Source organism: Nostoc sp. CALU 546 (genome assembly GCF_048836525.1).
Genome location: NZ_JAWJTF010000003.1, coordinates 1 through 12506, shown reverse-complemented (window position 1 = coordinate 12506; position 12506 = coordinate 1). Strand labels below are relative to the sequence as shown.

Below are 12506 nucleotides of genomic sequence, written 5' to 3'. Positions count from 1 at the left end.
TCACCAAAAGTTGCCAAGAACCTGAAAGTAGTTTAACTTTAGGAGAACTGAATACTCGTTTTGGAAAAACAGCCGGTGCAGTCGCAGATTCTCTTTTACAACAAAACAAAATTTTCTTAAGTGGTAACGGGAAACTCTGGGGAAGAGGTTATCCTCATAAAGAAATTAATATCAGAAGCAGCACTCAAAGGTCAATTTCTCTAATTAACAAATATACTGGCGAAATTTTAGAAAGTATGTCGCTACCATTAGCCCATCGAGAAGTATTTCCTGAAGCAATATATATGGTGCAAGATGAAAGTGGGCAATTAATAGCATACCGTAGTGAAAGCCTAAATTCAGACAAAGGAGAAGCAATACTAACATTTCTAGGAAAAGATACAGATTTATTTACTGAAGCAGAGTCAGAATTAGATATTCAACCACTTTCTACCTTGGCGGAATCTAAAATTATCCCTACTAATATCAAAGATGCTCGTTTACGTTTAACTCTTGTCTGGGGAGAAATTACGAATTCTGTAATTGGTTATAGATTGATGAAGCGTACCTACGGAATGACTTGTAAAAATCAACGTTGTACTAATTATAAAAAACCACTTGAAGGAAAAAGCTGTTCATTGTGTAAGCAGGCGCTGAATGCAGCAGAAGTGACAAAACTTCAAAAAGAAATCGCATTTTCAGAGGCATACGTCACAAAATACCAAGCGCCTTGCGTACTAGTAGAGTTAAATGAGCCGTTGCAAAAAGCTCTGCAAATAACTGTCAATAAATACAAACAAGAAATTATGACCAACAATGGAGGTGAGATTCCAGAACTTTATCAATCCTTGTGGAGTAGCAGTGCTGAAGTCACGGCACTGCATAGTATCCAGCACCAGATAGTTAAAGCTGTGCCTTTGGTAGTTTTATCCTCCAGTTTGGATGTAGATGAATTGGCCATACAAAAAGAAAGCAGAAACATTGGTTACTTTTTTGACACCTGTGAAGGTGGGAATGGTGCAGCAGAAGCTATTTTCTCCGACTTCACAAAATTTGCTGCTGCATCTTATGCTTTAGCATCTGAATGTGATTGTGAAGCTGGTTGTCCAAGATGCCTACATTCAACGGCTTGTCCACAGCATAATGAACCATTGCACAAAGATGTGGGTTTGTTTTTATTGGATGCAATTAGTTCAGCGAAGCAGAATACTTAAAACCTATGTTGAAATAAGCAGAGCAGCAAGGTTAGAAAAATTCTTGAGAAGTTGAAAACAGGCAAGCAGTCAGCAGCCAAGGTAATTGACGCTTTTATTGAGAAGCTGGGTGCTGTCAGGGAGTAACAACAGCCAGCAACAACGGAATTAGATGTAGCGAGTTAGAATTTTTGTGCTGGCGACTATTAACCAGTTAACTTAATCACACCTTGGTTGACTAAATGTTCAAGCTGAGAATGATACTGTGTTTGCTCCCGTAGCAACTTGAGTTGCTGGTAAGTGAGAATGTGTAATCCGGGGCGAACAACATAACCTTCAATGGTAATGCTTTGTGGTTGCTGGCTATCGGTGCGGTTGTAGGAAATTGAAGGCATATTTACAATTATGTAAGTTAGAACTGATTAGTAGAAGAAAGTTTAACGAACAGAATTCAGGAGTCAGGAGCCAGAATTCAGAAGAAGGTTAAGCGAGTGGCGGATAGCGGAGCGTTAGCGAGTCATCGTTCGCGCTAGCGTCTCGTAGAGAGCGTCTGAATAAACGGCGTTTTTGCTCCCCCACTAAATCGGAGATTTAGTAGTCTTGAATCGAGTGGTGGATCTGAATCCCCCACTAATTCATTCTGACTCCTGTTAGCGATAGCGGGGCGTTTAGCCCATTCTGACTTCTGAATTCTTCTTTAATTCTTCATTCTCTTACAGCTTCACACAAGTTCCTCTTAAAAGGTGACAATAGGATAAATCAATGCCAAAGCATACAGAAAATTCCTAATAGAGCGCCTATGTTATGCAGGTTCTGTAAAAAATAGGAGCAAAGGATTAGGTTACGATAAATTTATACAACAAGGCTGTTAATAGTCGGCATGGCTAACACTCTATAGATTTGTAATACATGGGAGACAAACGTTATCGCAATTCCAAAACAACTAATAAACTCGCAAATCAAGTCACCCCAAGTTTTCTTGATTGACCATGAGAATAATAATCGTGGTTTGACCGATACCAATGAAGCATTACAGTTAGCCGAAAGCCTCGAGTTAGACCTAGTATTAGTGTCTGAAGGAAAAGAGGCTCCAGTTGCAAAGATTCTGAATTATGGCAAGCTTCAGTATCAAAAGAAAAAGCGTCAGGCACAAAGTGCTAGACCAGTAGTAAAAGAAGTTCGGTTTGGTTTGAATATAGGTGTGGCTGATTATAAGTTACGCATTGAACAAGCCGTTGGGTGGTTGAATAAAGGCGATTCGGTAAAGTTTGCTGTTCGTTTACGAGGTCGGGAACATCAATATCGTGACCAAGCTGGAGAACTACTAGACCGGGTGGTAACTGATCTCAACTCTGTAGGAAAAGTTCAATCACTTGATAAGCGTTCACTAATTGCTTTAATCATTCCTGCCTAAATTACTTTTTAAGATATCTCTTAACTCTCGAAGTGCGATCGCTCTATTCATGCTTGTGAAGCGTCGGCGTTAATTAAATAGACTTGTCCGAAATATTAACTTAGGAAAAGAAAAATGGTAAAACGTTTAAGTAAGTGTCTATCATTTTTCTGTATTAGTTATGGTTTTTGATTATATCCAGAAGTATCCACACCAAACGAAACAAATTCTAGGGATTAGTTACGAGCAGTTGCAATCACTGTTAAATTGTGCCATAAATCGTTACAAGGAAATTAAAGCTAAACAAGAAAGTCAAAAAATTAGAATCAATGCGTCTGGTGGCGGTCGTCCAGAAAAATTATTAATCCAAGAGCAGGTATGTTTATGCTTATTTTATTTAAGACAAATGCCCACATTTCAAGTATTAGGAATGTTCTTTGGTATTTCTAAGACAGGAGCTAATGATACATTCCATAATTGGATACCCATTCTTCGTGATATCTTACCATCTAGCTTATTAGAACAAGTCTCAAATAATGAAAGCGATTTACTGTTTGTTCAAGAAGTCTTAACGAACTTCAGATTATTGGTCGATAGCATGGAACAGCCGATAAATAGACCTTCTGACGATAAAGAACAACAAAAATATTTTTCTGGAAAGAAGAGGCAACATACTTTAAAAAATCAAGTAATCGGGTTGCCATCAGCTAAAGATATTGTCGAGGTAGACGTAGGCTCTCGTGGGCCAACAGCAGATATAAGTTTGTTCCGTAAGTCTCAGGAAAAATTTGATAAGTCTCAACCATTTTCAGGGGATAAGGCATACCAAGGTGGTGAAAATATTACTACCCCTCATAAAAGAAAACCTAAACAAGAATTAACCCAGCAACAGAAAGATGAAAATAAGGCTTTATCTAGTAATCGTATATTTATTGAGCATTTGATTCGGTTGCTGAAAATATTTCGCATAGCCTCACAAAGATTTCGCTTAAGAATTGATACTTATGAACAGATTATCTTAACAGTTTGTGGGTTAGTTAGGCTAAGAATTGGTAGTTTAGTTTTACCAAATTAATTACTATTAATAGTAATGCTAATTTAGAGCTGATTCGTAAAGAAAATCTAAAGAGAACTGAATTTGACTTTACTCAGGTTATAGGCTAAATCGAGTGTAGTTATGTTGTTATCGATGAGCCGTCTACCAGAAATTGAGAATCCGCACCGCAAACCCTACCCAAGTGATTTAAGCGATGCCGAATGGTTAATTCTCAAGCCTCTTCTACCTACACCAAAGGGATTTGGGCATCCGGTAGAAGTAGATTTAAGAGAAATTCTCAATGCTATTTTCTACGTGCAACGTACCGGGTGTCAGTGGGAAATGCTACCTCATGACCTTCCTCCTTATACAACGGTGTACGGCTACTTTCAGAAATGGCAGCGCAAAGGTATTTGGCAACAGATTCACGACCAAGTGCGCCATCATCTACGACAAAGTTTAGGCAGAGATGAACAATCTACCGTTGCGATCGCTGACTCTCAATCAGTGAAAACAACGGAAAAAAAGGGGAGGTCTACGGTTTCGACGGTGGTAAGAAGGTTAAAGGCCGTAAGCGACATATAGTTGTGGATTCTCAAGGTTTGTTGATTGGCGTTTTAGTGACTGAAGCCAATGCGTCGGAACGTTTGGGGGCTGTGGTTGTACTGCATGAAGCGGCTGAGGAATTGTCCAAATTGGAAGTTGTTTGGGTAGATCAAGGCTATTCAGGAGAAAACTTTGCTCAAGCCGTCAAGCAAGTTTGCGGAGAACAGGTTCGTGTTGAGGTGATTGAAAGAATATCGAAAACATTTGAACGATTACCCAAGCGGTGGATTGTGGAAAGGACATTCGGCTGGCTCAATCGATTTCGGCGTTTGAGTAAGGATTATGAGTTGTACACAGAGATAAGTGAAGCAATGATTTACGGCTCATTGATTCGTCTGATGGTAAAACGAATGGCAGCTTAATCTTTTGTTTACGAATCAGCTCTTAGATAACTAGGAAGTATTATTTATGGCTCTAAACTATCAGTAACTATTTCAAAGCCTTATGATTACGTTTTCACGAAGATATCAAAGCTTGCTCTTAAAGCTTTGAACAGTCTGGCTTTGGAGTTTTCGGACAAGTCTAATTAAAGAGTTCAAGTGTTAGTTTCAATCACCAATGCTGTTTGGATCTTGTCAAATCGGGAGCAAAGGAGCGCATGAACTTTTTCTTTGTGAATATCTTTGGTGTTGCGCTCGGCTATACCGACATTTATTCTACGCGACAAAGGTGATGAAACAAGGGAGCTGTGCGGTTTGGTGATGGGGTTGGACTGTCTAATCAGCAGTAGCAGTGCATTGTTAATTTTCGTATGCTCTTGATTGTTAGTTGTTTTCCCCCTATCCTCACAAAAGGTAGTAATGGTAAAGTAAATTTCCAATACTGGCAATGTTTCAGGGTGATTTATGAACAAAGGCGAACTAGTGGATGCTGTAGCATCAAAGACCAACATCACAAAAAAGCAAGCTGATGAAATCATTAGTGCTTTTTTGTCAGTTGTTACCGAGGCTGTAGCTAATGGTGAAAAGGTAACGCTCGTCGGGTTTGGGTCATTCGAGCGACGCGAACGCTCAGAACGCGAAGGGCGTAATCCGAAAACCAATGAGCCAATGACTATCCCAGCGACTAAAGTGCCTGCATTCTCTGCTGGGAAACAGTTTAAAGAAAAAGTAGCGCCATAGATGAATTGCTTTACTATTAGGGAGCGATCACTATAAAGCTGTAGCAATTGCTGTTTTTCAGACAGCGTGGGTAATGGTAGGCGCTAAACTTTATTAGGCGTTATGAAACTCAGTATTAGGCAATGTTTGCAGAGGATTAAGAAATTCTTTCAATTCGTCCCACCGCAACTCTAATGCTTGACGAGTAGATGTTTTAGCGACGATTTCCAATCTGATTCCGTCTGGATCATCAAAAAATATTGCGTAATACTCAGGATGATATTCGGGATATCGTTTGGGTTGGCTAACATTGATTCCTACTGATCTGAGTTTCTTAAAGCATAAATCTACGTCAGTCATTGTCTCTACCTGAAAGCAGAGATGATGCAAACCAGGAGCATAAGGATCGTGTTTTTGTGCTGACCTTGCAGGTCGAATCGTTAACTGAAATTGCGGGCCGAAGTAATGAGCGTGTGGTTCTTCAGCAATAACTTTATCGCCCTTGTGTTGTCCGAGTTCTCGCATTACCAAGTCGTAGAATGTCTCAGATTGAGAAAAATTAGATACTGACAGGTAAATATGGTCGATTGTTTTTAGCAAGTTATGTTGTTTCAAAACTTCATTATAATTGGGTTAGTAGGATTATCTGCTCCGGCATAGCTCGCCGCAGGCATGGCTTTTAACTCTGCTGGTAGTAAGGATAGACAAACGTAAGCCTTCAGCAAAACTTTGACTGTAACTTTCGTTGGCATTTGTTATCTAATATAATTGTGAAATATAACAATATAGATTACCTATCTAAATATGTAAAATTAGGAAATAATGTTAAAAGTTATTCAAGAGGTTAGTTATGACAAAAGAATATATGGAGTCTTTAGAGGCAATTGTTGATCAATTAACATTAGCCGCAGTTCTAGAAATGTTAGAACGAATCAGTCATAAAAAAGCAGAAAATCTCAGAAATCATTGGAAAGATGAGGCTTCTGCAAAGCTGTGGGATAAAGCTGCGAGACAGATAGAACAGATGAATATTGATGTTTAATTAAAAATTTGGTTGTATTGCAAAGCTGTAGCGTTGACTTACAGCCCTTCTCAAAAAAAGAGGCGCTGTTCACATTTGGGCATTCTCTGGCAGGCGTTGGCGCAGCCATCACTGTATTAAATAGAAGTTTCTCTGCACTAATCTATACTCTGATTAACGTGTCATTCAAATTCCTATGAGTTGCGAACATTTAGACAATCTAACTACAGAGACTCTGATTTCTAAAGCAAACTACCCAGTATTTCGTTGTGAAGAATGTATCCTAATAAACAGTCGCTGGGTGCATCTCCGTATTTGTCAAAGTTGCGGCAAGATGCTGTGCTGTGATTCTTCTGTTCATCAACATGCCCGACGGCATTACGAGGAAACTGGACATTCAGTAATTAGCTCGGCTGAATTAGGAGAACAGTGGTTATGGTGTTTTTTGGATGAGCAGGCAAAAAACTACTAAAGTGAGGCAAAGGCGCTTCACTGCCAAAAGAGGGCGATTGCTATCTTCCTAACGCCTCAGCCAATTGCCCTTTTATGGAGAAAGCTTTGACTTTTTGCCCAAAACCAGTATCATCTGAAATTTTATGCGAAGAATTATTATTGGGGTTATGGGGAGAGGAAAAAATGCGACAGCAAATGATTTACAAGATGCTTATATATTAGGTCAATTTATTGCCAAACAAGGATGGGTTTTACTCACTGGTGGTAGAAATGTAGGGGTAATGGATGCAGTAAGCAAAGGTGCAAAATCTGCTGATGGTTTAACTATTGGTATTCTTCCAGGTGGAAATCAGGATGGTATGTCCTCTTGGGTGGATATTGCTATTTTCACAGACATGGGTAATTCTAGAAACAATATTAACGTTCTTACCAGTGATGTGATAATTGCTTGCGGAATGGGTGCAGGAACCGCTTCAGAAATTGCTCTAGCTTTGAAAGCAAATAAGCAAGTAATTTTGTTGAATAATGATCAAGAAAGTAAACTTTTCTTTAAAAAACTGTCGCCAGAAAATGTTTATATTGTGGAGAGTGTGGAGCAGGCAATCGCTACTGCCAAAATAATTTTATCTTAGTTACGAATTAGTGTATCAGTAAAGTCTTCTCAAATTGGGAGGCTCTCGAATTGATTGGGTTTAAATCCCCATCTGTTGCGTTAGGTTCCCGAAATTTAAATTATATTCCGGATCAGACTGCTCCAAGGGAGTGTATGTATAAAAAAGAGAACTATATTCCCAGATGATTAACCAAATTACCGCTTTAGAATCCTGTTGGCATATTTCTCCTGAGTGGGGTCAGACTATGCCTCCAGTAGCAGTAAGAATGTTAGAAAAAGTTTTGTTGCCAATCTCAGACTTATCAGGCTACTGCTGTGGTGTTTTGTGGGAAAAACAGGAATGGATTTATGCAATTGTTTGCCAGAATGAAACTCTCTACTTAGCTGAACAAGAATTTTATACAACAAATGTACTAAAAAAGTCCACTGTTTCTACTCCAGCTTTTAGATTGGGGGACATAGTTGAGGTTGATTTCGGTGAACGGCCGACACGCCGTATTATTCAAGGAATTTTTAGTCTCAAAGATAATTGGCTTTATGGGGTAGAGTGGCGCTCCCCAACTTTAGAAGAACTGTCTGCCCAAAGTAGAACAATATGGCTTGCTGATGTTGATTTAGTTAATGTTAGTGTATAAATATTGTCATTTGATATTCCAGAATAAGGCTATAGGTTACTATCACCCGATCCTCTTGGTTTTGAGTGAGTTTAAGATGTCGTCACTACCCAGGAAATTTTCCATTGGTTGAGCCACATCTTCAGCATTTTCTACGAGTTGGGGTTCTGCTGCATCTGAAAGTTGCGATACTACAATAGTAGATGTTTCCGCTTTTACCTCGGAGGTAATGATAAGAATTGCAAAAAGTTCAGATTTGTAATCTCTGCCGTTGCAGTGTAATATCAGCCTCAGTATTCCCAAGGAGCTAATCATGAAAGGATGGGTAAACGATCCACATTCAGGAGGAGTAAAAATCCCGGAGCAGGTCAAACAGAGAACAAAGCACCGGATATTAGCTTATGCAGAGCAGCATTATGCAGGAAAATACATACGTATTGATGTGCGTTTTAAGGGATATTTCTGTTACATAGATGCTTATAAAGAACCATTTTTACCAGACAATGATGACCTATCAATGTTTAAAATAACACGCTCTGAATATATAGAGAGAGCCAAAAATACACCAATTCATCTGTGTCGATTGCGGTACAAAGGGAATGAAGAGAAATGGACAAAGGCTTTTTATACTTATAGTAATGAAAAGTACGAACCTAGCGTATTTAACAATGGTACTTTTTATGGAACACCAGAAGAGGCATTTCAAAGTTCAGCATTGTATTTAGATTAATCAAATTTCGACAGATTTAATTATTTTTGAAATAGAAATATAAAATTGTTTGGCTGATAAAAAAGTAACAATATCGATCAATATGCCTGAATCTTATTGGCAGTAACATAGTTAAGACAGAATACAAGCGCTTGTTTGGCTGAAGCTGTAAAATTATTTAAGCTGGCACTTTTCTATTAGGTGTAAGTTCTGCGCCATAAGAGATAACCTTGAATAGCTTAGAGCTTATCTTTTGGTTCTTCGGTTACTTTTATGGAGAATTAATAGTAAAATGCCAATTTAATAAACTGCGTAATCGAAAATTGCTAAAGTTACGAAAGCCATATCCTAGTCTTTTAATTAACTTGAGTTTATTATTAATTCCTTCTACAACACCACTTGTAGTTCTCCCGTCAAAATAGCCTACTATTTCACCAAACCATCTAACCATTGTACCTATACTTTTGGGAAAACATAAAAGTGAATTATGCATCCAATCTAATAATTTAATTAGGCGTTGTTGCATGAATAGAGAAAAATGGTAAATTTTACTTATTCCTTCCTACCTCTACTAATCCCCTCCTAGTTTCTTAGTTGGACTATGAAGACGAAAGCCAAAACTAACTACAGAGTCCGTAACTGGCAGGAATATGATGCGGCGCTCAAGCAGCGAGGGAGCCTGACTTTCTGGGTGAGTGAAGAAGTAATCGAACAGTGGCGCAACGAAAAGAAAACAGGACGGAAAGGAGCCTCCAACTATTACAGTGACGTGGCGATCGCTACGATGGGAACTGTACAATCGGTATTTAACTTAGCAGGGCGGCAGACGGAAGGATTTCTAGAATCACTGTTTATCTTGATGGGAATTGAGTTGAAGGTACCAGATCACTCCACCCTATGCCGTCGTTTGAGCAATTTATCGGTGGAACTGCCCGTAATCCCAAAGGATGACGCAATCCATGTTGTAGTGGATTCAACTGGGGTAAAAGTGTATGGTGAAGGAGAATGGAAAGTTCGCACACATGGGGTAGGTAAACGACGGACGTGGCGGAAGTTGCATCTGGGAGTTGATCAAGGAAGCGGAGAGATTTTGGCTGCGGTGGTGACTACTAATGATGTAGCTGATTGCGAGGTACTACCCGACTTGTTGGAGCAGATTGACTCCAATATTGAACAAGTATCTGGTGATGGCGGTTATGACACAAACAAAAGTTACGACACAATCACTCAACGCCAAGCCAAAGCAGTGATTCCACCTCGCAGTAACGCTCAGATTCAACAGCCTCATAACTCTGAACTGCCTCCACATCAAAGAGATGAAAATTTGCGTCGGATACATCAAATTGGTCGCCAGCAATGGAAGCAAGAAAGTAGATATCATCGACGTTCTTTGTCTGAAACAGCTATGTTTCGACTAAAAATTATTTTTGGGGGTAAGCTAAGACGACGCTTTTTTGACAATCAAGCTGTTGAGTTATTTCTGCAATGTGCTGCACTTAATCGCATGATTCAGTTAGGCAAGCCAGATAGCTACAAAGTGGAAAAATAATTACTAACTCTGCTAAGAGTTGGTGTGCCTTTTTTCTGTTTCATGCAACAAAGCCAAAGGGAATCGAAAAGTTTGATCCCAACCGAGGCTATAAACTATCAACCTACGTTTACTGGTGGATTAAGCAGTCAATAACACGCGCGATCGGAGAAAAGTCTCGCACTATCCGTCTGCCAATCCATATCAATGAGAAATTAAACAAAATCAGGAGAGTACAGCAGCAACTGTCTCAATCTTTAGGTCGTCCTCCAGTTGTAGCAGAAATTGCCGAATCCTTAAATCTATTACCCAATCAAATACGGGAATATCTTCACGTTTCCCGCGCTCCAGTGTCGCTAGAAATGCGAGTTGGGGATGAGCGTGAAACTGAACTAGCTGATATTTTACCGATGGATGGTATTTCCCTAGATGAGCAAATAGCTCAAGAGCTTTTACATCAAGACTTGAGTAAGTTGCTGGCATTGCTCAATCCAAGGCAACGAGAAGTATTGACTCTACGTTTTGGATTGGAAGATAATCAGCAACTAACCTTGAGTCAAGTTGCAAAACGCCTAAATCTTAGTCGAGAGACAATTCGTAAGAGTGAACATCTTGCTTTAAAAATTTTGCGCTCTCATCAAAACAATATTAAAGACTATCTTCTTAATTAGGACTAACTAAGGGTTATTGAACTCTAGTTTCATTTATATAAGTCGAATTCGCTACTTCAAAGACTAAAAGCAGTCGCCACTGCTGTTACAGATGCCTCCAATTGCGGTTGTCAGGAGTGCGATCGCGTATTCGCACTTTCCGGCGGCATTGCCTCTGCTTAATCCCCGGCGAAAAACCATCAGATTGTTACTGTTTCAATCAAATGGTGCATGAATATATTGATGCCCAGAAACTATCCTTATAAATAGAACAGCGATTATAGAACCGATGCCCAGCAAAACAATTGATGTCCGAGAGTACACCGTTAGAGCGCACAAGCGGGAAATTCACACTCGCGTTTTCAACTTCGTATGTAAGCAGTGTGAACAGCCCACACAACGAGAAACCTTTGGTGTGCGACCACTCTACTGTGAGCAATGCCGTCCGCCACAAGCACCTAAGCAATCGAAATTAGTCCCTATAGGCAAGAGGAAACCCAGAGCTATGAACTATAAAAGCGGGAAGGATATCGCTGGGTGATTTGTTGTCTCTTGGGTGAGTGAAGCAGTGCGCTCATTCGCCCAACCTAACTCAAACTGGTAAAAAGTAACTCTAATGTTTAGGGTCATTCAGGAGATGCAAACTGTGCAAAGACCTCGGCCCCTGTCAGGTTTTTAGTTTCATTGGCAAAACAGTAATATTGGGGCTTTTCATCAATGAATACCTGATGATCGAAAACAAGACCTTCAGAACTATCGAATAGTCCAACAGGCATGAAATACTGGTTACTTTGTTTCAATTTGTAAAAGAGATGGCTACCACACTGCTTACAGAATCCACGTTCTGCCCATTCTGAAGATTGATAAACTCCGATATTTTCTTCACCAGAGAAGCTAACATCACTTTCACAGTCAACGACTAACAAAGGCCCTCCGCCCCAATTGCGGCAGATACTACAATGACACGCTCCCACACTTTTACTCATGCTAGTTGTAGAAAGACTTACTGCTCCACACAGGCAACTACCTTTTGCAATGCTTACGTTAGACATATTATTTTCTCTGACTCCACGCAGGCGCTCCAATTACTCACATTTTCCCCTATTTCATACTGGAAATGCCAAGAATATTAAGTAGTTCGCTTTCATGACTTTGCTCTTTTAAAGGTAAAAGCAAAGTTACGAAACAACTTTTACAATTTATTCTCTAGAAAGCTTGCTGAGAGACTATTTATAAAGTAAATCTTTAGAGAACAAGACGACGCAACATAATTCTGTACTTGGCATTAGCGAGAAACGGGATATCAGATACAGGTTTTGGTTAACATAGAAATTCCCCTGACATTGCAAATCAACTATGCCCAAGACTTGGAACATCAAGATAGATAACTATATTCAAGCCAACCCCAATTGCATCATCGCCACCGCCCATGTAGATTCGTTCCCTATAGACCTCCCTCTAGAACCGAACATCCGCGAACCGAATCGCAAAAGCGCGACCTACAGACAAGTCTTCGACTCCCTGACGACCGAACCTGGAAAATTCTTCTCTCGCCACAGTGGAATCGTTCTGTCAGCCAATAAAACTAAACCTGTCAAGAACAAAACTGAA

18 protein-coding genes and 2 pseudogenes are annotated in these 12506 nt (G+C 39.7%); 14 read left to right on the top strand and 6 right to left on the bottom strand.

Annotated features, from left to right (window positions below):
• Positions 1 to 236: 236 nt before the first annotated feature.
• Complete coding sequence (locus RRG12_RS02205) at positions 237 to 1193, top strand: Zn-binding domain-containing protein (RefSeq protein WP_420758171.1); 957 nt, start codon at positions 237 to 239, stop codon at positions 1191 to 1193.
• Positions 1194 to 1378: 185 nt separating this feature from the next.
• Here the strand turns inward: RRG12_RS02205 and RRG12_RS02200 are convergent, their stop codons facing one another.
• Complete coding sequence (locus RRG12_RS02200) at positions 1379 to 1567, bottom strand: hypothetical protein (protein ID WP_420758170.1); 189 nt, start codon at positions 1565 to 1567, stop codon at positions 1379 to 1381.
• 503 nt (positions 1568 to 2070) lie between these two features.
• On the opposite strand from RRG12_RS02200, the gene infC reads away from it, so the two are divergent.
• The 4 genes and pseudogenes from infC to RRG12_RS02180 all read left to right on the top strand — a co-directional run bounded on the left by infC (position 2071) and on the right by RRG12_RS02180 (position 5328).
• On the top strand, positions 2071 to 2586 hold the full coding sequence (gene infC / locus RRG12_RS02195) for a translation initiation factor IF-3 (RefSeq protein WP_420758280.1): 516 nt from the start codon (positions 2071 to 2073) through the stop codon (positions 2584 to 2586).
• Positions 2587 to 2746: 160 nt separating this feature from the next.
• Positions 2747 to 3640 carry a transposase gene (locus tag RRG12_RS02190; protein ID WP_420758169.1) on the top strand — a complete coding sequence of 298 codons (894 nt, stop codon included), beginning with the start codon at positions 2747 to 2749 and terminating at the stop codon, positions 3638 to 3640.
• A 102-nt stretch (positions 3641 to 3742) separates the two neighbouring features.
• Positions 3743 to 4569, top strand: a pseudogene (locus tag RRG12_RS02185) (IS5 family transposase).
• A 483-nt stretch (positions 4570 to 5052) separates the two neighbouring features.
• Positions 5053 to 5328, top strand: a complete 276-nt coding sequence (locus RRG12_RS02180) for an HU family DNA-binding protein (RefSeq protein ID WP_420758168.1) — start codon at positions 5053 to 5055, stop codon at positions 5326 to 5328.
• 93 nt (positions 5329 to 5421) lie between these two features.
• Here RRG12_RS02180 and RRG12_RS02175 read toward each other — a convergent pair whose 3' ends face one another.
• Entirely contained in the window at positions 5422 to 5922 is a 501-nt protein-coding gene (locus tag RRG12_RS02175; protein ID WP_420758167.1) for a VOC family protein, read from the bottom strand.
• Complete coding sequence (locus RRG12_RS02170) at positions 5919 to 6059, bottom strand: hypothetical protein (protein WP_159402653.1); 141 nt, start codon at positions 6057 to 6059, stop codon at positions 5919 to 5921. Before RRG12_RS02170 ends, RRG12_RS02175 begins: the two co-directional genes overlap by 4 nt.
• Positions 6060 to 6157: 98 nt before the next feature.
• Here RRG12_RS02170 and RRG12_RS02165 point away from each other — a divergent pair, with 98 nt between their 5' ends.
• The 4 genes from RRG12_RS02165 to RRG12_RS02150 all read left to right on the top strand — a co-directional run bounded on the left by RRG12_RS02165 (position 6158) and on the right by RRG12_RS02150 (position 8029).
• Positions 6158 to 6349 (top strand): hypothetical protein, encoded by a 192-nt coding sequence (locus tag RRG12_RS02165; protein WP_114081252.1) that lies wholly within the window; start codon positions 6158 to 6160, stop codon positions 6347 to 6349.
• A 175-nt stretch (positions 6350 to 6524) separates the two neighbouring features.
• A complete protein-coding gene (locus RRG12_RS02160) occupies positions 6525 to 6800 on the top strand; it encodes a UBP-type zinc finger domain-containing protein (protein ID WP_084227073.1) in 276 nt (91 codons plus the stop codon).
• 124 nt (positions 6801 to 6924) lie between these two features.
• Positions 6925 to 7413: a TIGR00725 family protein gene (locus tag RRG12_RS02155; RefSeq protein ID WP_420758166.1), complete on the top strand. Its 489-nt coding sequence runs from the start codon at positions 6925 to 6927 to the stop codon at positions 7411 to 7413.
• 163 nt (positions 7414 to 7576) lie between these two features.
• Positions 7577 to 8029 carry a DUF1392 family protein gene (locus tag RRG12_RS02150; RefSeq protein ID WP_420758165.1) on the top strand — a complete coding sequence of 151 codons (453 nt, stop codon included), beginning with the start codon at positions 7577 to 7579 and terminating at the stop codon, positions 8027 to 8029.
• Between the two features lie 42 nt (positions 8030 to 8071).
• Here the strand turns inward: RRG12_RS02150 and RRG12_RS02145 are convergent, their stop codons facing one another.
• A complete protein-coding gene (locus RRG12_RS02145) occupies positions 8072 to 8323 on the bottom strand; it encodes a hypothetical protein (RefSeq protein WP_420758164.1) in 252 nt (83 codons plus the stop codon).
• On the opposite strand from RRG12_RS02145, the gene RRG12_RS02140 reads away from it, so the two are divergent.
• Positions 8322 to 8738, top strand: coding sequence for a hypothetical protein (locus RRG12_RS02140; protein WP_114080950.1), 417 nt, complete (start codon positions 8322 to 8324; stop codon positions 8736 to 8738). The genes RRG12_RS02145 and RRG12_RS02140 overlap by 2 nt on opposite strands.
• A gap of 250 nt (positions 8739 to 8988) precedes the next feature.
• Here RRG12_RS02140 and RRG12_RS02135 read toward each other — a convergent pair.
• Positions 8989 to 9231 (bottom strand): annotated as a pseudogene (locus RRG12_RS02135) (transposase); the annotation flags it as partial.
• Positions 9232 to 9318: 87 nt separating this feature from the next.
• Between RRG12_RS02135 and RRG12_RS02130 the strand changes: the two are divergent.
• The 3 genes from RRG12_RS02130 to RRG12_RS02120 all read left to right on the top strand — a co-directional run bounded on the left by RRG12_RS02130 (position 9319) and on the right by RRG12_RS02120 (position 11436).
• Complete coding sequence (locus RRG12_RS02130) at positions 9319 to 10266, top strand: IS5 family transposase (RefSeq protein WP_420758163.1); 948 nt, start codon at positions 9319 to 9321, stop codon at positions 10264 to 10266.
• Complete coding sequence (locus RRG12_RS02125) at positions 10263 to 10916, top strand: sigma-70 family RNA polymerase sigma factor (RefSeq protein ID WP_420758279.1); 654 nt, start codon at positions 10263 to 10265, stop codon at positions 10914 to 10916. The genes RRG12_RS02130 and RRG12_RS02125 overlap by 4 nt, the downstream gene beginning before the upstream one ends.
• Positions 10917 to 11184: 268 nt before the next feature.
• Positions 11185 to 11436: a hypothetical protein gene (locus RRG12_RS02120; protein WP_185583233.1), complete on the top strand. Its 252-nt coding sequence runs from the start codon at positions 11185 to 11187 to the stop codon at positions 11434 to 11436.
• Between the two features lie 85 nt (positions 11437 to 11521).
• Here the strand turns inward: RRG12_RS02120 and RRG12_RS02115 are convergent, their stop codons facing one another.
• The gene (locus RRG12_RS02115; protein ID WP_322698193.1) at positions 11522 to 11947 is read right to left on the bottom strand and encodes a GFA family protein; all 426 of its coding nucleotides are present in this window, start codon (positions 11945 to 11947) and stop codon (positions 11522 to 11524) included.
• Positions 11948 to 12251: 304 nt separating this feature from the next.
• Between RRG12_RS02115 and RRG12_RS02110 the strand changes: the two genes are divergently transcribed.
• A partial coding sequence (locus RRG12_RS02110; protein ID WP_420758162.1) for an AIPR family protein occupies positions 12252 to 12506 on the top strand: 255 nt, incomplete at its 3' end.

Coding starts and splice junctions, on each gene's coding strand:
- RRG12_RS02180 (WP_420758168.1), top strand. CDS start 5,053: ATGAACAAAGGCGAACTAGTGGATGCTGTAGCATCAAAGACCAACATC.
- RRG12_RS02160 (WP_084227073.1), top strand. CDS start 6,525: ATGAGTTGCGAACATTTAGACAATCTAACTACAGAGACTCTGATTTCT.
- RRG12_RS02165 (WP_114081252.1), top strand. CDS start 6,158: ATGACAAAAGAATATATGGAGTCTTTAGAGGCAATTGTTGATCAATTA.
- RRG12_RS02145 (WP_420758164.1), bottom strand. CDS start 8,323: ATGATTAGCTCCTTGGGAATACTGAGGCTGATATTACACTGCAACGGC.
- RRG12_RS02170 (WP_159402653.1), bottom strand. CDS start 6,059: ATGCCAACGAAAGTTACAGTCAAAGTTTTGCTGAAGGCTTACGTTTGT.
- RRG12_RS02130 (WP_420758163.1), top strand. CDS start 9,319: ATGAAGACGAAAGCCAAAACTAACTACAGAGTCCGTAACTGGCAGGAA.
- RRG12_RS02205 (WP_420758171.1), top strand. CDS start 237: ATGTCGCTACCATTAGCCCATCGAGAAGTATTTCCTGAAGCAATATAT.
- RRG12_RS02200 (WP_420758170.1), bottom strand. CDS start 1,567: ATGCCTTCAATTTCCTACAACCGCACCGATAGCCAGCAACCACAAAGC.
- RRG12_RS02150 (WP_420758165.1), top strand. CDS start 7,577: ATGATTAACCAAATTACCGCTTTAGAATCCTGTTGGCATATTTCTCCT.
- RRG12_RS02190 (WP_420758169.1), top strand. CDS start 2,747: ATGGTTTTTGATTATATCCAGAAGTATCCACACCAAACGAAACAAATT.
- RRG12_RS02115 (WP_322698193.1), bottom strand. CDS start 11,947: ATGTCTAACGTAAGCATTGCAAAAGGTAGTTGCCTGTGTGGAGCAGTA.
- RRG12_RS02120 (WP_185583233.1), top strand. CDS start 11,185: ATGCCCAGCAAAACAATTGATGTCCGAGAGTACACCGTTAGAGCGCAC.
- RRG12_RS02155 (WP_420758166.1), top strand. CDS start 6,925: ATGCGAAGAATTATTATTGGGGTTATGGGGAGAGGAAAAAATGCGACA.
- RRG12_RS02140 (WP_114080950.1), top strand. CDS start 8,322: ATGAAAGGATGGGTAAACGATCCACATTCAGGAGGAGTAAAAATCCCG.